Genomic DNA, 17,333 nt, shown 5'->3' with positions numbered 1-17,333 from the left:
CCGTCCGATGATCCTTCCTGCGCTCTTCTTCTATCTCTTCGCGGCCGTCTGCGTGGCCTCGGCCGTGATGGTGATCGTCTCGAAGAACCCCGTTCACTCGGTGCTCTATCTGATCCTCGCCTTCGTCAACGCCTCCGGCCTGTTCGTGCTGATGGGCGCCGAGTTCCTGGCGATGATCCTGATCGTCGTCTATGTCGGCGCGGTCGCAGTGCTGTTCCTGTTCGTCATCATGATGCTCGACGTCGACTTCACCGAGCTGCGCGAGGGCTTCCTGCAGTACATGCCGATCGGTCTGGTGATCGGCGGCATCTTCCTGTTCGAGCTGCTGCTCACCGTGTCCTACTGGGTCATCAATCCGACGACGGCCAAGACGATCACGGCGGCGATCCCGACCAACGTCACCAACACCGAGGCGCTCGGCCTCGTGCTCTATACGAAGTACGTCCATTACTTCCAGCTGTCGGGCATGATCCTGCTGGTGGCGATGATCGGCGCGATCGTGCTGACCTTGCGCCACAAGGCGAGCGTCAAGCGCCAGGACATCAACGTCCAGAACGCCCGCACGCCCGAGATGGCGATGGCCGTCCGCAAGGTCGCGGTCGGGCAGGGGCTGCAGGATACGGATGCCGCGGAGTGGGTGAAATGACCATCGGACTGGGGCACTACCTCGCCGTCGCCGCCATGCTGTTCACGCTCGGCATCCTCGGCATCTTCCTGAACCGCAAGAACATCATCGTCATCCTGATGTCGGTCGAGCTGATCCTGCTCGCCGTCAACATCAACCTCGTGGCGTTCTCGACCTTCCTCGGCGACATCGTCGGCCAGGTGTTCGCGCTTCTGGTGCTGACGGTCGCTGCGGCCGAGGCTGCGATCGGTCTCGCCGTGCTGGTGGTCTATTTCCGCAACCGCGGTTCGATCGCGGTCGAAGACGTCAATCTGATGAAGGGCTAAGGGCGCATGATCCGCACATGTGGGGGCCGGCTCGCCGGCAAGGTCATGCGTAAGGGAACGGGCGAATGATCCAGGCCATTGTCTTTCTGCCGCTGCTGGGCGCGATCCTGGCCGGCCTGATCGCGCTGCTCGGCGCCCACGGGCGCCATCCGAGTGGCGACGAGGTCGAGCATCACGACGACGGCCATGCTCACGGCGCGGCCGACTCGCATGCTCACGCGCATGCCGATCACGGTCACGATGATCACGGTCATGGTCACGATGACCATCATGTCGCCGAGCCGCCGGCCTCCGGCACCTGGGCTGCGCAGGCGATCACGACGGCGCTGCTGTTCGTCTCGGCCGCGCTGTCATGGGCGACGCTGGTCAGCGTCGGCTTCATGCATCACGAAGCCGGCGTGAAGGAGCTGCTGCCCTGGATCAATTCCGGCGAGCTGCAGGTGTCCTGGGCGCTGCGTGTCGATACGCTGACGGCCGTCATGCTGGTCGTGGTGACGAGCGTGTCCTCGCTCGTGCACCTCTATTCGATCGGCTACATGGACGAGGATCCGAACCGTCCGCGCTTCTTCGCCTATCTCTCGCTGTTCACCTTCGCGATGCTGATGCTGGTGACTGCGAACAACCTCGTGCAGCTGTTCTTCGGCTGGGAGGGCGTGGGTCTCGCCAGCTACCTCCTGATCGGCTTCTGGTTCCAGAAGCCGTCGGCCAACGCCGCCGCCATCAAGGCCTTCGTCGTCAACCGCGTCGGCGATTTCGGCTTCGCGCTGGGCATCTTCGCGATCTTCCTGCTGACGAAGTCGACTGACTTCGAGACCATCTTCGCCGCCGCGCCAAGCATTGCCGGCAAGACGACCATCAACTTCCTCGGCTGGCATGCCGACGCGCTGACCTTGACCTGCCTGCTGCTGTTCATGGGCGCGATGGGCAAGTCGGCGCAGTTCCTGCTGCACACCTGGTTGCCGGACGCGATGGAAGGTCCGACCCCGGTCTCGGCGCTGATCCATGCCGCGACCATGGTGACCGCCGGCGTCTTCATGGTGGCGCGCCTGTCGCCGCTGTTCGAGCTCGCGCCGAATGCCCAGGCCGTCGTCATGTTCTTCGGCGCCACCACCGCGTTCTTCGCGGCGACCGTCGGCCTCGTGCAGAACGACATCAAGCGCATCGTCGCCTACTCGACCTGCTCGCAGCTCGGCTACATGTTCGTGGCGATGGGAGCAGGGGCCTACTCGGTCGGCATGTTCCATTTGTTCACGCACGCCTTCTTCAAGGCCCTGCTGTTCCTGGGTGCCGGCTCGGTGATCTATGCGATGCACCACGAGCAGGACATCCGCAACATGGGCGGCCTGTGGCGCAAGATCCCGTACACCTTCGCGGTGATGACGGTCGGCACCCTGGCGCTGACCGGCTTCCCGGGCTTTGCCGGCTTCTTCTCTAAGGATGCGATCATCGAGGCCGCCTATGCCGCGCACAATCCGTTCGCGACCTATGCGTACTTCCTCACGATCGTCGCGGCCGGCCTGACCTCGTTCTATTCCTGGCGTCTGGTGTTCAAGACTTTCTTCGGTACGCCGCACGACCAGCATCATTACGAGGCGGCTCACGAGAGCCCGATCTGGATGCTGATCCCGATCGGCGTGCTCGCGGCCGGCTCGATCCTGGCGGGCTTCCCGTTCAAGGGCCTGTTCGTCGACCCCCATGGTGTCGAGCACTTCTTCGGCGAGTCGCTGAAGATGAACCCGCACATCCTGGAGGACATGGAGCACATGCCGTTCTGGCTGGGCCAGCTGCCCTTCATCATGATGGTCGGCGGCTTCGCGGTGTCCTACTTCTTCTACGTGAAGCGTCCGGACATTCCGGAGGAGCTCGCCGCGCAGCAGCCGCTGCTCTACAAGTTCCTGCTCAACAAGTGGTACTTCGACGAGCTGTATGACTTCATCTTCGTCCGTCCGGCGAAGTGGCTCGGCCGCTTCCTCTGGAAGAAGGGCGATGGGTTCGTCATCGACGGGTTCGGTCCGGATGGCGTCTCGGCGCGGGTGCTCGACGTCACGCGCAACGTCGTCAAGATCCAGACTGGTTATCTCTATCACTATGCCTTTGCCATGCTGATCGGCGTCGCCGGCCTGATCACCTGGTTCATGTTCATGGGGGGCCAGCAATGACCACCTGGCCGATTCTCTCTGTCGTCACCTTCCTGCCGCTCGTCGGCGCGCTGTTGATCTATCTGGTCCGCGGCGACGACGAAGCCGCCCAGCGCAATGCGCGCTGGATCGCGCTGTGGACCACGCTGATCACCTTCGCGGTGTCGGTGATCCTGGTGCTGCGTTTCGATCCCAACCAGACCGACTTCCAGTTCGTCGAAAAGAAGAACTGGCTGGCGGCCGGGATCAGCTATCACATGGGCGTCGACGGCATCTCGCTGCCGTTCGTGATCTTGACCACCGCCCTGATGCCGTTCTGCATCATCGCGAGCTGGAAGTCGGTCAAGAGCCGCCTGCGCGAATACATGATGGCGTTCCTGATCCTGGAAACGCTGATGGTCGGCACGTTCTCCGCGCTCGACCTCGTGCTGTTCTACCTGTTCTTCGAGGGCGGCCTGATCCCGATGTTCCTGATCATCGGCGTCTGGGGCGGCCCGCGCCGAGTCTACGCGTCGTTCAAATTCTTCCTCTACACCTTGCTCGGCTCGGTGCTGATGCTGCTCGCCATCATGGCGCTGTACTGGAACGCGGGCACCACCGACATCCCGACGCTGATGCACACGGCGGTGCCCCGCAATCTGCAGACCTGGGCCTGGCTCGCCTTCTTCGCCTCCTTCGCGGTGAAGATGCCGATGTGGCCGGTCCATACCTGGCTGCCGGACGCGCACGTCGAGGCGCCCACCGCCGGCTCGGTGATCCTGGCCGCGATCCTCCTGAAGATGGGCGGCTACGGCTTCCTGCGCTTCTCGCTGCCGATGTTCCCGCTGGCGTCGCACGACTTCGCGCCGCTGGTCTGGACGCTCTCAGCGATCGCGATCATCTACACCTCGCTGGTCGCGCTGATGCAGGAGGACATCAAGAAGCTGATCGCCTACTCGTCGGTCGCGCATATGGGCTTCGTGACGATGGGCATATTTGCCGGCACCATCCAGGGCGTCGCGGGTGGCGTGTTCCAGATGATCTCGCACGGCATCGTCTCGGGCGCGCTGTTCCTCTGCGTCGGCGTGGTCTACGACCGCATGCATACCCGCGAGATCGCGGCCTATGGCGGCCTCGTCAACCGGATGCCGGTCTACGCTCTGGTGTTCATGGTCTTCACCATGGCCAATGTCGGTCTGCCCGGCACCTCCGGCTTCGTCGGCGAGTTCATGACCCTGCTCGGCACCTTCAAGGTGTCGATCCCGACCGCGTTCTTCGCGACCTTCGGCGTCATCCTGTCGGCCGGCTATGCGCTGTGGCTGTACCGCAAGGTCGTGTTCGGCGCGCTGACCAAGCCGTCGCTGGCGAGCGTCAAGGATCTCACTCTGCGTGAAGGCGTGATCCTGTTTCCGCTGGTGGCGCTGACCATCCTGTTCGGCGTCTATCCGAAGCCGATCCTGGACATGTCGGCGGCCTCGGTGCAGCAGCTCGTCAACAACTACAATACCGCCGTGACGGCCGTGAAGGCCGCCGCGCTGCTCCAATGATGAGACTAATGATAAGACCCCTGGGGTCGGGACAGAGACGATGATCGAGAATCTTGGGCCTCAGCTTTGGGTGGTGCTGCCGGAGCTGCTGCTGGCCTTGGGGGCCATGGCGCTGTTGATGCTGGGCGCGTTTCGCGGGGAGGGGACGACGGGGGTCGTCACCGGCCTTGCGGTTGCGCTCCTGATCGTGGTGGGCATCGTGGTACTCAGGCAGCAGGGCGGCCAGGCCTTCGGCGGCAGCTTCATCGCTGACAGCTACGCGCGCTTCCTGAAGATCCTGGCGATCATCGGCTCGGTTGCGACGCTGATCATGTCGACGGAGTTCCTCTCGAAGCCGGACCGCCGCATCTTCGAATATGCGATCCTGGTGCTGCTCTCGACCTTGGGCATGCTCGTGCTGATCTCGGCCGGCGACCTGATCACGCTCTATCTCGGCCTCGAGCTGATGTCGCTCGCGCTCTACGTCGTCGCCGCCAGCCATCGCGACAACGTCAAGTCGACCGAAGCGGGCCTGAAGTACTTCGTGCTCGGCGCGCTGTCGTCGGGCATGCTGCTCTACGGTGCCTCGCTGATCTACGGTTTCACCGGCACGGTGAGCTTTGCGGGCATCGCGGCGGCGACCAAGACCGGCAGCGTCGGCGTCATCTTCGGCCTGGTCTTCCTGTTCGCCGGCATGTGTTTCAAAGTCTCGGCGGTGCCGTTCCACATGTGGACACCGGACGTCTATGAAGGCGCGCCGACGCCGGTCACCGCGTTCTTCGCCTCCGCGCCGAAGGTCGCGGCGATCGCCGTGTTCGTCCGCGTGGCTCTGACCGCGTTCCCGGGCATCACCTTCCAGTGGCAGCAGATCATCGTGTTCGTCTCGATCGCCTCGATGGCGCTCGGCTCGTTCGCCGCGATCGGCCAGACCAACATCAAGCGCCTGATGGCCTATTCGTCGATCGGCCACATGGGCTTCGCGCTGGTCGGCCTCGCCGCCGGCACCGTCGAGGGCGCGCAGGGCGTGCTGACCTACATCGCGATCTACGTCGCAATGACGCTCGGCTCGTTCGCGGTGATCATGGCGATCAAGCGCAACGGCCAGTCGTTCGAGAAGATCAGCGATTTTGCAGGCCTCTCGCGCACCAACCCGCTGCTCGCCTTCTTCTTCGCGATGCTGCTGTTCTCGCTGGCCGGCATCCCGCCGCTCGCGGGCTTCTTCGCCAAATGGTACGTGTTCGTCGCGGCGATCAAGGGCGGGCTGTTCACGCTCTCGGTGATCGGCGTGCTCACCAGCGTGGTGGGCGCCTACTATTACCTGCTGATCGTCAAGACGATGTATTTCGACGAGCCGCTGCCGACCGTCGATCCGGTCCGGATCGAGCTGCGCACCGTGCTCGCGATCTCCGGTATCTTCAACATCCTGTTCTTCGCCTATCCCGGCCCGCTGGTCAGCGCCGCCGCGGCCGCGGCGAAGTCGCTGTTCTAGATGACGTTTGCGCTCGGGGCCCGTGCCGCTGCCAGCGGCTACGGGCTCGTCGTCTTCGATCAGGCCGGCTCGACCAACGTCGAAGCCCTCTCCGCCGCGCGGCGGGGCGCCAAGGCGAGCTGGTTCGTGACGACGGAGCAGACGGCCGGTCGCGGCCGCCGCCAGCGGCCGTGGATCGCGCCGCGCGGCAATCTCGCGTCCTCCGTCCTCGAGGTTCTCAACGTTGCGCCGGCGATTGCCGCCACCCTCGGCTTCGCCGCCTGCCTCGCGATATCGAGCGCTTTGCGGCAGGTCAGCCGGGAGGCCGTGCTGCGGTCCGGTGGCAGTTCGCACCTCGATTTCTCGGTCAAGTGGCCGAATGATGTGCTCGCCGGGGGCCGCAAGATCGTCGGCATGCTGCTGGAAGCGGAGCAGGTGGCCCGCGGGCTGGCGGTCGTGGCCGGTATTGGCACCAATGTGGTGGCGGCGCCGACCGATACCCCGACACCGGCGGTGTCGCTCAGGGACCTCGGCGTGGAGGTGAGCGCCGAGGATCTGTTCACCGCGCTGTCCGACAGCTGGGTCGAATATTTCGGCATCTGGAACGAGGGCCGCGGTTTCGGCGACATCCGAAAGCTGTGGCTGGAGCGGGCGGCAGGCCTCGGCCAGCCCGTCGCCATCAGGTCCGGACATGCTATCATCGAGGGGATTTTCGACACGATCGACGAACAGGGTTGTATGCTGGTGCGGACCGCGGAGGGACGATTGGAGCCGATCACGGCCGGTGATGTTCATTTCGGCTCGGTCGCATCCAAAGGAGCGGTCTAGATGGCGCGTCCCGACGAACTGACATTTGCGCCGCTCGGCGGCGTGGGCGAGATCGGCATGAACTTGTCGATCTACGGCCTCGGCAATCGCCACCAGCGCTCCTGGCTCGCGATCGATCTCGGCGTCTCCTTCGGCGACGAGGAGCATCTGCCGGGCATCGACCTGATCATGCCCGACGTCAGCTTCCTGGAGAAGGAGGGCAAGAACCTCGTCGGCCTGGTGCTGACGCACGCGCATGAGGACCATTTCGGCGCCATCATCGATCTCTGGCCGCGGCTGAAATGTCCGATCTACGCGACCAAGTTCAGCGCCGCTTTGTTCGAGGCCAAGTGCGAGGCCGAGCGGCTGCCCGCGAAGATCCCGGTCAGGGTGATCCCCTCCGGCGGCCGCGTCGACATCGGCCCGTTCAACGTCGAGTTCATCCCGGTCGCTCATTCGATTCCGGAATCGCACGCGCTGGCGATCCACACCGAGGTGGGCACGGTGCTGCATACGGGCGACTGGAAGATCGATCCGACGCCGGTGCTGGGTGCGCCCACCGACGAGAAGCGGCTGCGCGAGCTGGGCGATGCCGGTCTGCTCGCGCTGATCGGCGATTCCACCAATGCCGTGCGCGAGGGACGGTCGCCGTCCGAGGCCGAGGTCGCCAAGACCATCGCGGCCCTGGTGAAGGAAGCGAAGGGCCGTGTCGCCGTCACCACCTTTGCCTCCAACGTCGCGCGCATCCGCGCCGTGGCCGAAGCGGCGCGCGAGGCCGAGCGCGAGGTCGTCATCGTCGGCCGCGCCATGGAGCGCGTCGTCCAGGTCGCGCGCGAGACCGGCTATCTCGACGGCGTACAGAACTTCCGCGGCATGGATGTCTACGGCCACTTCCCGGCCGACAAGGTGCTGGCGCTGTGCACCGGCAGCCAGGGCGAGCCGCGCGCCGCGCTCGCGCGTATCGCCAATGACGATCATCCGCTAGTCACCCTGAACAAGGGCGACACCGTCATCTTCTCCTCGCGCACCATTCCCGGCAACGAGAAGGCGGTTGGCGCGGTCATCAATGGTCTTGTGCAGCAGGGCATCGAGATCATCACCGACCGCAATCATCTGGTGCACGTCTCCGGCCATCCGCGCCGTGACGAGCTGCGCGACATGATCGCCTGGACCCGACCACAGCTCCTGATTCCTGTCCACGGCGAGGCGCTGCATCTGCACGAGCATGCGCGGCTGGCGCGTGCCTGCGGCGTGCCGAAGGTGATCACCTGCCGCAATGGCGACCTCGTCAAGCTCGGCCCCGGCGATCCCGGGATCATCGATCAGCTGCCGGCGGGCCGTCTCTACAAGGACGGCATCATCGTCGAAGATTCGAAGTCGCGAGCCGTGGTCGAGCGGCGCAAGATGTCCTTCGCCGGCTGCATCTTCGTGGCCATGGCCATTACGGAGAAGGGCGAACTGGCTGACGATCCCGAGGTCGACATGGTCGGCATCCCCGAGAAGACTGTGGCCGGTGAGCCGATGGACGACATCGTGTTCGATGCCGTGGTCTCGACCTTCGAGGGCCTGCCGCGGGCGCGGCGGCGCGATCCCGACGCCGCGGCGGAATCGGTGCGGCGAGCGGTTCGCTCGGCTGTGAACGAGCAATGGGGCAAGAAGCCGATTTGCCTGGTGCACGTCCTGGAAGTCTGACGCGGGCTGATTGAACGACAACCAAACAGTGGAGGAACCGATGCTGGGCCGGCTCAATCACGTGGCGATCGCGGTCAAGGATGCAGAGAAGGCGGCGAAGATCTATGGCGCCGCTTTCGGTGCTGAGATCTCGGCGCCGCTGCCGCTGCCGGATCACGGTGTGATCACCGTGTTCGTGACGTTGCCGAATACCAAGATCGAGTTCATCCAGCCGCTCGGCGAGTCCTCGCCGATCGCCAAGTTTCTCGAGCGCAACGCCGACGGCGGCATCCATCATGTCTGTTACGAGGTGCCCGACATCATCGCCTCGCGCGACACGCTGATCAAGGAAGGCGCCCGCGTGCTCGGCGACGGGCTGCCGCGCATCGGCGCCCACGGCAAGCCGGTGCTGTTCCTGCACCCGAAGGATTTTTCCGGCGCGCTCGTCGAGATCGAGCAGGCCTGAGGCAGCGGGGCGACCATGGCCTATACGATCTCCACCTGGCTCGCGATCTACTTCGTGCTGTGGTGGGTCATGCTGTTCGTGACCCTTCCGTTCGGGGTGCGCAGCCAGCACGAGACCGGCGGCGCCCCGCCGGGCACGGATCCAGGCGCGCCGACGATCAGCCTGATGGGACGACGCCTGCTCTGGACGACGTTTCTGTCGGCCGTCATCTTTGGGCTCGCCTTGCTGGCGTATCAGGCCGGCTATCTCAGCATCGAGAGGCTCTCGAAGCTGATGGGCCTGCCGTTCTAGCTCGCTCGCATCGCACAATAGTCGCTCGGAGCCGATGCACGGACGTGCATCGGCTTTTTTGCTATAGGAGGTCAAAACAAGACCGACAGGGAGGTTGTACGTGACGACATCGGCCGAAGCCGGGCAGGGGACGCCATCGGGCTATCGCATTCTGAACGAGGCGGATCTTCGCAACCATCTGGCGGGGACACCAGCGGTCGCGGCTCGCCTTGGCGGACCGGCGGAGCGCTGGTCGATCACCGAGGTCGGCGATGGCAATCTCAACCTCGTTTTCATCGTCAAAGGATCGTCCGGTGGACTAGCCGTCAAGCAGGCGCTGCCCTACGTGCGACTCGTCGGCGAGAGCTGGCCGCTCCCCCTGTCACGCGCGCACTTCGAGCATCTGGCTCTCACCCATCAGGGGCGGCTGGCGCCAGGCCTGGTCCCGGCCATCGTCCATCACGACCATGTGCTGGCGCTGACGGCGATGGAGCTGCTGGAGCCGCACATCATCATGCGCAAGGGCCTGGTGGCCGGCACGATCTATCCCGCCTTCGTCGATCACATCACGACCTTCATGGCGCGGACTTTGTTCTTCTCGTCCGACCTCGCGCTGTCGGCCGCGGAGAAGAAGGAGGCGATTGCGAGCTTCGCCGGCAACCATGCGCTGTGCAAGATCACCGAGGACCTGATCTTCACCGATCCCTATCGGATCGCCGAGCAGAACCGCTGGACCACGCCATGGCTGGATGCGGCGGCGGCCGACATCCGCGCCGATCTCGATCTGCATGTCGCGATCTCCCGGCTGAAGCTGAAGTTTCTGTCGAGTGCCGAGGCGTTGATCCATGGTGACCTGCATACAGGCTCGATCATGGTCACGGATGCCGAGACCAAGGTGATCGACCCCGAGTTTGGTTTTTACGGCCCGATGGGCTTCGACGTCGGAGCCGTCCTGGCCAACCTGCTGATGGCTTATTTTGCCTCTGCCGGTCACGAACAGTCACCGGGCGATAGGGCAGCCTTTGAAAGCTGGGTGCTGAGCACCGTGGATCAGGTGTGGAGCGAGTTTGCGCGCAAGTTCGTGGCGCTCTGGCGCAGCGAGGCGACTGGCGATGCGTATCCATCGTCGCTGTTTCCGGGCGAGGCGGGCGCTGCGCGGCTCGAACGCGAGCGCCAGGTCTATGTGGCGCGACTGTTCCAGGATGCCGTGGGTTTCGCGGCCGCCAAGATCATCCGCCGCATTCTGGGCCTGGCGCACAACATCGATTTCGAACTAATCGAGGACACGAGGCTGCGTGCGACCTGCGAGGCGAGGGCGCTGCGTCTGGCGCGCACGCTGATGGTCGAGACTGCGTCGTTCACGTCGATCGAGGCCGTGACGAAGGCTGCGCGCGAGCTCCGTCACTGGCAGCCGGGTTTTGATTGACCTCTGCCGTTTTCGTCATTGCGAGGAGCGAAGCGACGAAGCAATCCAGAGTCCTCGCGTGGCTCCTGGATTGCGTCCGCCGTCGCCTTTCGGGCGATGGCGGACAAGTCGCTTCGCTCGCAATGACGGAACCACCTCGTAGCCCGGATGAGCGCAGCGACATCCGTATTCTCCGCTGCAGCGCGTTGGACCTCGGATATCGGTGCGCTCATCCGGGCGACGGCAGCGCCGCATCGCTTCGCTCATGGTGAATAGAACAGGTGCCCGGGGTGGGCAAAGGCGCTCCACGATGTATCGGCTCGGCCACGTTGTTTCCCGCACCGTGCCCACCATTTGCACACCGAGCTTCGCTGACGGGCGGTGGGCACGCTGCCGCCTCCGGCGGCTGCTTTGCCCAGCCTACGGTGCCTCACTCAGTCCGCCGCCTTCGCCCGCAGCCGTTGCGCGTAGACGTTGATCACCAGCGCCGCCAGCAGGATCAGGCCGCGGATCAGGATCTTCAGGAAGCTGTCGATGTTGACGTGGTCGAGGCCGTTGTTGAGCACGCCGAGCACGAACAGGCCGACGATGGTATTGCCGATGCCGCCGCGGCCGCCGAACAGGCTGGTGCCGCCGACCACGACGGCGGCGATCGAGTCGAGCAGATAGGTGTCGAACTCGTTCTGCTGCGCGCTGCCGAAATGCGCGACGCCGAGCATGCCGCCGATCCCCGAGCAGACCGCGGAGATCACCATCACGCTGCCGAGGATCAGCTTGACGTTCAGGCCCGAGTACTCGGCCGCCTCGCGATTGCCGCCGACCATGTAGACGTAGCGGCCGAACCGCGTGTAGGTCAGAACGAGATGACCGAGCAGCAGCATCAGGGCGGCAACGATCACGATCCAGGGCACGCCTGCGATCGAGCCTGAACCGAGCGTGGTGATCAGGGGAGGCACCTTGTAGGCGATCTGGCCGCGCACCAGCATCGCCGAGATACCGGCCGCGATCTGCATCATCGCCAGCGTCATGATGAAGGAGGGAATGCCGATCACCGTCAAGCCGAACGCATTGACGGCGCCGAGCAGCGCGCACAGCGCCAGCGCGAGCAGGATCGCGACAAAGCCCGGCATCGGCACGTTGGCGATGTTGACGTAGGAGTCCTGCAGCGTGAAATAGGCCACGGCAATGCCGGTCACGTTGGCGATGGCCGCGATCGACAGGTCGATCTCGGCGCAGAGAATGACGAATGTCAGACCGACCGCGATGATGCCGGTCACGGACACTTGCGTCAGGATGTTGCCGACATTGTCGAGCGTGGCGAAGGACGGACTTGCGATCGCAAAGAACGCCGTGAGGAAGATCAAAGTCAGGAACGGCGCGATGTTGCGCATCTGCGAGCGCAACACGGACGCGACGCCGCCGTTGCGTCGCGGCTGCGCCTCCGGCATCGGAACGGTCTCGCCATGCGCCATGGAAGTCTCCCTACGCCGCCTCGAGCAGACGGTCTTTGCTGATGGTCTCGCCGGCGAATTCGCGCACGACCTCGCCGCGCTTGAGAACGATGACGCGGTCGGCCAGCGACAGCACGGTTTCCGGCTCGGTCGAGAGCACGATGACGGCAATGCCCTGGTCGCGCAGTTGCCGCACGATTCCGATCACGTCGCTCTTGGCGCCGACATCCATGCCGCGGGTCGGCTCGCACAGCACGAGAAGTCGCGGCGGATGGCTGAGCCATTTCGCCAGCGCGACCTTCTGCTGGTTCCCGCCCGACAACAGGCCGAGGTCGATCTCGACATCGGCGGGACGGATCTGCAGCTGCTCGACCTGGCGCTTGGCGAGCGCGCGCTCGCGCGACGGCTTGAGCAGCACCGCGTTGATGCGGTCGAGGATGCTGATCGAGATGTTCTTGTAGACAGGCTCCTGCATAAACAGCATGTCGCGTCGGCTCTCCGGCACGAAGGCGATGCCGGCGCGGCGGGCATCCGCCGTGCTCTTGAACCGGTTGCGCTCGCCCGAGATTCGCAGTTCGCCGGCGTCGGGCGCGAGCTTGCCGAACAGGATCCGCGCCAGCTCGAGCTGGCCGCAGCCCATGAAGCCGTAGACGCCGAGCACCTCTCCGGCGCGCACCGCGAACGACACGCGCTTCAGATTGCGGGCCAGCGACAGGCCGTCGGCTTCGACCACCACGGGCTTGTCGAGCGGCGGCGCGGGCAGGGTGATGTCGTGGGTGTAGCTGTCCTCGAGCGCGTCGCGCCCCTTGCCGATCATCGCCTCGATCAGCGCCGCCTTGCTGGTGTCGGCCGCTGGCGTCTCCATGATCTTGCGGCCGTTGCGGAACACCGTGACCTCATCGGAGATCAGCAGGATGTCCTCGATGAAATGCGAGATGAAAATGATCCCGGTGCCTTGTTCGCGCAGCTTGCGCAGCGCCGCGAACAGCCGCTCGACCTCGGGCGGCGACAGCGCCGAGGTCGGCTCGTCCAGGATGATGATGCGGGCGCCGGAGAACAGCACGCGCGCGATCTCGATCAGCTGCTGCACGCCGATCGGCAGGTCGCCGAGCCGGCTCATCGGATCGGCGTCGATGCCGAGGCGTTTGAGTTGTTCGGCGGCTTCGCGCGCCATGCGCCGCCACTGCACGAGGCCTAACGCATTGGTCGGCTGGTTGCCGAGAAACACGTTCTCGGCCACCGTGAGATCAGGCGCGACGCTGAGTTCCTGATGCACCATGGCGATGCCGGCGGCGCGAGCGTCGCGGGTGGAGTTGAAATGCACCTCGCGGCCGTCGAGCAGGAAGCGGCCGGAGAATCCGGTGTGCACGCCGGCAATGATCTTCATCAGCGTGCTCTTGCCGGCGCCGTTCTCCCCGACGAGACCATGGATCTCGCCGGGACGAAGGGTGAAATCGACGCCGCGCAAGGCGGTGACGCCGCCGAACGATTTGGTGATGTCCTGCAATTCCAGCAGTGGTGGGCGGCTGTCCAGCATGGGAAGAGACTTCAGATCAGGAAGTGATCCTCCATCCATTGCATGCCCGGGGCATTGGCCTTGGTCACGACCGGGCCGTCGGTGATCACATGCTTCGGAATGCCCTGGCCGCTCTTCTCGCCGGCCGTGACCGCGGCAACACCGGCGACGATCGCGCCGCCATGGATGCGGCAGGACGGATTGCGCACGGTCGCGAACATGCGGCCGTCGCTGACCGCCTGGATCGCCGGCGGCATGGCGTCGACGCCGCCGATCAGGATGTTGGTACGGTTGCGGGCCTTCATGATGTTGTAGGCGGCCAGCGCCATGTCGTCATTGTGGAAGAACGCCGCATCGATCTGCGGATATTTCGTCAGGTAGGTCTCCCACAGCCGCGCCGCCTTGGAGACGTCCCAGTCGGCCGGCTGCGTGTCGAGCACCTCGATGTTCGGGAATTGCTTGATCACCGAGTTGAAGCCTTTGGCGCGGCCCTGCGCGCCGGTGTGGCCGAGCGCACCCTGCGTCATGATGATCTTGCCCTTGCCGCCCATCGCTGTCGCCAGCGCCTGGGTGACGGAGGCGCCCATGAACTCGTTGTCGGGGGCCAGGAACGAGTGGACGTTGATCTGATCGAGCGGGGCGATCAGCGTGTCCATGTCGATGACGGGGATGCCGGCGTCGATCATCTTCTGCACCGGCTGTGTCAGCGTGCCGATGCCGAACGCCTGGATCGCGACGAAGTCCCACTTCTGCGAGGCCATGTTGTCGATCGCCGCACGCTGCTTCACCGCATCGAGCTGCCCGTCGAACCAGGTCACCTCGACATTGAGCAGCTTGCCCCACCATTCCGCCGCCTGCTTGCCCTGGGCGCACCAGGTCGCCTGCAGGCCGGCATTGGAGAACGCCGCCTTGAGCGGCTTTTCGGAGCGGCCCATCTCGGCGGCGAGCGCCGGATTGATGCCGAAGCCGGCGAGCAGGGCCGCCGCCGAGCCCGCGGCCGTGGCCGCCTGGAGAAGATCGCGCCTGGTCTTGACCGTTTTCTTGGACGTTTTGTCAGTGCCGGACATCCCGTGCTCCCTGTCCCATCGTTGTCTGGCGGCGTCATTGATTGCGCTACCAAGACCTGCACTGTTTCACAACCGAACTAATCACGCTACAGCCGGATGTTGTGCGCTGCATCGAGGGACTTCCGCGCTGCACGCGATGTCAGAAAACCGTGATGCGTTCGTGGTACGCGGCGCTGCGACGCCTTGTTCGCGCAAGGCATTCTGGGAGATCAGCTTTGGCAACGACGCGCATTGCCGTCATCGGCGATATTCATCACGGCCAGGACACGCCGACGAAGCGCGGATCGATGGCGCTGCCGCTGCTCGAGCAATTTGTCGCAGAGGTCAACAATGGGCGCTTCGATGCCGTCATCGATCTCGGCGACAGGATCTCGGACGAGGATCCGGAGCGGGATCGCCTGCTGCAGAGCGACGTCGCGATGTGCTTCGCGAAGCTCGTGCCGGTGCATCATCACGTCAGCGGCAATCACGATGTCGGCTTGCTCAGTCTCGCCGACAATGAAGCGATCCTGGATCGTCCGAGCGGATCGCGCGCTCTGACGATCGGCGATATCAGGTGCGTGTTCTGGCAGCCCGACGTGGGGCTCACACGGGAGCGTGGCTTTCGCCTGTCGGCGGGCGACCTCGAGGAGCTGGTTCGATTGCTTTGGCAGGATGATCGGCCGACCCTGCTCATCAGTCACGTGCCGCTGTCTGGACATGCTCAGACCGGCAACTACTACTTCGAAGCCAATCCGGGACACGCGGCCTATGCCGAGACCGACGGAATCCGGGCGGCGATCGCGGAGGCGCCGTGCCCGATCGTCGCGCTCGCCGGACATGTTCACTGGAATACGCTGACGACGGTCGATGGCACGTCGCATCTGACCCTGCAGTCCCTGACTGAGACGTTCATCTCCGGCGCTCCGGCCGAGGCCGCCGGCATTCTGGACATCGAGGAGGAGCGGCTGCGCTGGACCGTGACCGGCCGCGAACCGCTATCGGTGACACTGCCATGGCCGAAGACCAGGACACGGTGGCGTGCTCCGTTGGCGCGCTTCGCGACGGCAGCGGTGGGCTGAGTTGATGGGGATGTTCAGGCAGCGTTCATGCGGCCCGCAATACCTTCATATGGGAAGGGAAGTTCGCGGCAGCTGCAAAAAAATAGAGCAGGGCAGCGGGCCCTGCTCGGAAATTGTGTCGACCCTTTAAGTATCCCGCAAGTTCAGATTTGATCTTGTTAAGCGGGGTGACGCTGCTTGTTGCGCGCCAGGGCTCCTCCCGAGACTTGGACCACCAGACTTCCGCAAGCGTTAGCCTGAGGCCCAAATTCGTAGACGATCTTTTTGCGTTTGTCATCCTTTTCGGCAACGATTGTTCAAATTTCGCGCAGACCACGAAATGATCGATAAGTGCTTGCAATTCGCGGGATTTATTTTCGGCTTTTCCCGCCATTGGTTCTAAAATACCGCTCGGTCCGGCAGCTCGCGAACGCTCGCGGCGTTGTTCTTAATCAACGACCGCCGGCCGAATGTCCCCGACTGTGCTCAGAGCGTCCTCGACTCATAGCGTCGGCTAGGGCACAAGATTCGGGTTCATTTGGCGGGCATTCATGCGGCAGCGGCTGCAAGCGTTTCTTCCGATCGTGCTGATCGCACTGGTGGTGCAGATCCTGGCGCCGATCGGTGTCGCCTGGGCATCCGTATCGGCCGTCTCCGATCCGCTGCGTGGCGTCGAGATCTGCCATGGCCAGCCGGGTTCCGCACCCGTCGATGACGATTCGTCCAAGCTGGGATGCTCTTCTTGTGCCCTCTGCTGCCTGGTGCAGCAGCCGGCCGCCCTCGATCGTCCGGACCCGTCCGTCGTCGATGTTCCCGAGCAGGCCTCCCATGTCGTGGTCTGGCGGGCAATGGCGCCGCTTCTCCGCGCGGCCCGGGCTTGGTCGCTCGCACAGGCAAGAGCGCCACCCGCAGCCTAGTGCGTCGGCCGCTCTGCGGCTTGTCCCCTCTCATTCGCAAAACCGCCTTGCGTGTTCTGCCCGGTCAGTCGTCGCCGGGTCGACACGCGACAAGGCTTCAATCGTGCATCGCGACGACCCTCACAAAGGAATCCTCCATGACGTTCATCGGACGCTCCCTGCTTGCACTCGCTCTCCTGGTGGCGGCCTCGCCCGCCACCTTCGCCGCAGACATCAAGGCCGGGGACCTCGTGATCACCCAGCCGTGGAGCCGCGCCACGCCTGGCGGCGCCAAGACGGGCGCCGGATATCTCACGGTCCAGAACAAGGGCAGCGCGCCGGATCGCCTGGTCGCTGTGTCCGGCGAAATCGCCGGTCACATCGAGATTCACGAGATGGCGGTCACCAACGGCGTGATGACGATGCGCCCGCTGGAGAAGGGGCTGGAGATCGAGCCCGGCAAGACCGTGGCACTGGCGCCCGGCGGCTATCACCTGATGCTGATGGAGCTGAAGAGCCCGCTGAAGCAGGGCGACAAGCTGCCGGTGACGTTGGAGTTCGAGAAGGCCGGCAAGGTGGCCGTCACGCTCGAGGTGCAGCCCGTCGGCGCCAAGGGGCCGGGCGGCGAGGGCGGCAGCATGATGAAGCACGAGCACAAGATGTAACGCGTCTGCCTGGTAGC

At 64.6% G+C, this 17,333-nt stretch carries 16 protein-coding genes; 13 read left to right on the top strand and 3 right to left on the bottom strand.

Annotation, left to right across the window (positions count from 1 at the left end; translation table 11 throughout):
• Window positions 1–7: 7 nt before the first annotated feature.
• The 10 genes from HL666_RS32870 to mtnK all read left to right on the top strand — a co-directional run bounded on the left by HL666_RS32870 (window position 8) and on the right by mtnK (window position 10,702).
• Window positions 8–646, top strand: coding sequence for an NADH-quinone oxidoreductase subunit J (locus HL666_RS32870; protein ID WP_172109597.1), 639 nt, complete (start codon window positions 8–10; stop codon window positions 644–646).
• Entirely contained in the window at window positions 643–951 is a 309-nt protein-coding gene (gene nuoK / locus HL666_RS32865) for an NADH-quinone oxidoreductase subunit NuoK (protein ID WP_006611001.1), read from the top strand. Before HL666_RS32870 ends, nuoK begins: the two co-directional genes overlap by 4 nt.
• Window positions 952–1,016: 65 nt before the next feature.
• The gene (gene nuoL / locus HL666_RS32860) at window positions 1,017–3,110 is read left to right on the top strand and encodes an NADH-quinone oxidoreductase subunit L (protein ID WP_172109596.1); all 2,094 of its coding nucleotides are present in this window, start codon (window positions 1,017–1,019) and stop codon (window positions 3,108–3,110) included.
• On the top strand, window positions 3,107–4,615 hold the full coding sequence (locus HL666_RS32855; protein WP_172185681.1) for an NADH-quinone oxidoreductase subunit M: 1,509 nt from the start codon (window positions 3,107–3,109) through the stop codon (window positions 4,613–4,615). Before nuoL ends, HL666_RS32855 begins: the two co-directional genes overlap by 4 nt.
• Window positions 4,616–4,655: 40 nt before the next feature.
• Window positions 4,656–6,083 (top strand): NADH-quinone oxidoreductase subunit NuoN, encoded by a 1,428-nt coding sequence (nuoN, locus tag HL666_RS32850; RefSeq protein ID WP_172185680.1) that lies wholly within the window; start codon window positions 4,656–4,658, stop codon window positions 6,081–6,083.
• Entirely contained in the window at window positions 6,084–6,890 is an 807-nt protein-coding gene (locus HL666_RS32845) for a biotin--[acetyl-CoA-carboxylase] ligase (protein WP_172109593.1), read from the top strand. It abuts the gene before it with no gap.
• Window positions 6,891–8,561: a ribonuclease J gene (locus tag HL666_RS32840; RefSeq protein WP_172109592.1), complete on the top strand. Its 1,671-nt coding sequence runs from the start codon at window positions 6,891–6,893 to the stop codon at window positions 8,559–8,561.
• A gap of 40 nt (window positions 8,562–8,601) precedes the next feature.
• On the top strand, window positions 8,602–9,006 hold the full coding sequence (gene mce / locus HL666_RS32835) for a methylmalonyl-CoA epimerase (RefSeq protein WP_172109591.1): 405 nt from the start codon (window positions 8,602–8,604) through the stop codon (window positions 9,004–9,006).
• A 15-nt stretch (window positions 9,007–9,021) separates the two neighbouring features.
• Complete coding sequence (locus HL666_RS32830; protein ID WP_172185678.1) at window positions 9,022–9,297, top strand: DUF1467 family protein; 276 nt, start codon at window positions 9,022–9,024, stop codon at window positions 9,295–9,297.
• Window positions 9,298–9,397: 100 nt separating this feature from the next.
• Window positions 9,398–10,702, top strand: coding sequence for an S-methyl-5-thioribose kinase (gene mtnK, locus HL666_RS32825; protein WP_172185676.1), 1,305 nt, complete (start codon window positions 9,398–9,400; stop codon window positions 10,700–10,702).
• A 413-nt stretch (window positions 10,703–11,115) separates the two neighbouring features.
• Here the strand turns inward: mtnK and HL666_RS32820 are convergent, their stop codons facing one another.
• From HL666_RS32820 to HL666_RS32810, 3 genes are read right to left on the bottom strand one after another with little or no spacing between them, the layout of a single operon-like run.
• Window positions 11,116–12,153 (bottom strand): ABC transporter permease, encoded by a 1,038-nt coding sequence (locus tag HL666_RS32820; RefSeq protein WP_172109588.1) that lies wholly within the window; start codon window positions 12,151–12,153, stop codon window positions 11,116–11,118.
• Between the two features lie 10 nt (window positions 12,154–12,163).
• The gene (locus HL666_RS32815; protein ID WP_172185674.1) at window positions 12,164–13,669 is read right to left on the bottom strand and encodes a sugar ABC transporter ATP-binding protein; all 1,506 of its coding nucleotides are present in this window, start codon (window positions 13,667–13,669) and stop codon (window positions 12,164–12,166) included.
• Window positions 13,670–13,680: 11 nt separating this feature from the next.
• Window positions 13,681–14,715: a sugar ABC transporter substrate-binding protein gene (locus tag HL666_RS32810; protein ID WP_172109586.1), complete on the bottom strand. Its 1,035-nt coding sequence runs from the start codon at window positions 14,713–14,715 to the stop codon at window positions 13,681–13,683.
• 215 nt (window positions 14,716–14,930) lie between these two features.
• Here HL666_RS32810 and HL666_RS32805 point away from each other — a divergent pair, with 215 nt between their 5' ends.
• The 3 genes from HL666_RS32805 (at window position 14,931) to HL666_RS32795 (ending at window position 17,316) form a co-directional block, all read left to right on the top strand.
• Window positions 14,931–15,776, top strand: coding sequence for a metallophosphoesterase family protein (locus HL666_RS32805; RefSeq protein WP_172185672.1), 846 nt, complete (start codon window positions 14,931–14,933; stop codon window positions 15,774–15,776).
• Window positions 15,777–16,306: 530 nt separating this feature from the next.
• Window positions 16,307–16,672 (top strand): DUF2946 family protein, encoded by a 366-nt coding sequence (locus tag HL666_RS32800; RefSeq protein WP_172185670.1) that lies wholly within the window; start codon window positions 16,307–16,309, stop codon window positions 16,670–16,672.
• Between the two features lie 137 nt (window positions 16,673–16,809).
• Window positions 16,810–17,316, top strand: a complete 507-nt coding sequence (locus HL666_RS32795) for a copper chaperone PCu(A)C (protein ID WP_172109583.1) — start codon at window positions 16,810–16,812, stop codon at window positions 17,314–17,316.
• Window positions 17,317–17,333 lie beyond the last annotated feature (17 nt).

The organism is Bradyrhizobium aeschynomenes (assembly GCF_013178945.1).
GTDB classification, from domain to species: domain Bacteria; phylum Pseudomonadota; class Alphaproteobacteria; order Rhizobiales; family Xanthobacteraceae; genus Bradyrhizobium; species Bradyrhizobium aeschynomenes.
This window is presented reverse-complemented; position numbering and strand designations above follow the sequence as displayed.

Bases quoted from the DNA above. Each gene is read 5' to 3' on its own strand.
- HL666_RS32830 (WP_172185678.1), top strand. From the start codon at position 9,022: ATGGCCTATACGATCTCCACCTGGCTCGCGATCTACTTCGTGCTGTGG.
- HL666_RS32800 (WP_172185670.1), top strand. From the start codon at position 16,307: ATGCGGCAGCGGCTGCAAGCGTTTCTTCCGATCGTGCTGATCGCACTG.
- HL666_RS32845 (WP_172109593.1), top strand. From the start codon at position 6,084: ATGACGTTTGCGCTCGGGGCCCGTGCCGCTGCCAGCGGCTACGGGCTC.
- HL666_RS32840 (WP_172109592.1), top strand. From the start codon at position 6,891: ATGGCGCGTCCCGACGAACTGACATTTGCGCCGCTCGGCGGCGTGGGC.
- nuoK (WP_006611001.1), top strand. From the start codon at position 643: ATGACCATCGGACTGGGGCACTACCTCGCCGTCGCCGCCATGCTGTTC.
- HL666_RS32810 (WP_172109586.1), bottom strand. From the start codon at position 14,715: ATGTCCGGCACTGACAAAACGTCCAAGAAAACGGTCAAGACCAGGCGC.
- HL666_RS32795 (WP_172109583.1), top strand. From the start codon at position 16,810: ATGACGTTCATCGGACGCTCCCTGCTTGCACTCGCTCTCCTGGTGGCG.
- HL666_RS32870 (WP_172109597.1), top strand. From the start codon at position 8: ATGATCCTTCCTGCGCTCTTCTTCTATCTCTTCGCGGCCGTCTGCGTG.
- HL666_RS32855 (WP_172185681.1), top strand. From the start codon at position 3,107: ATGACCACCTGGCCGATTCTCTCTGTCGTCACCTTCCTGCCGCTCGTC.
- nuoN (WP_172185680.1), top strand. From the start codon at position 4,656: ATGATCGAGAATCTTGGGCCTCAGCTTTGGGTGGTGCTGCCGGAGCTG.
- HL666_RS32815 (WP_172185674.1), bottom strand. From the start codon at position 13,669: ATGCTGGACAGCCGCCCACCACTGCTGGAATTGCAGGACATCACCAAA.
- nuoL (WP_172109596.1), top strand. From the start codon at position 1,017: ATGATCCAGGCCATTGTCTTTCTGCCGCTGCTGGGCGCGATCCTGGCC.
- mce (WP_172109591.1), top strand. From the start codon at position 8,602: ATGCTGGGCCGGCTCAATCACGTGGCGATCGCGGTCAAGGATGCAGAG.
- HL666_RS32820 (WP_172109588.1), bottom strand. From the start codon at position 12,153: ATGGCGCATGGCGAGACCGTTCCGATGCCGGAGGCGCAGCCGCGACGC.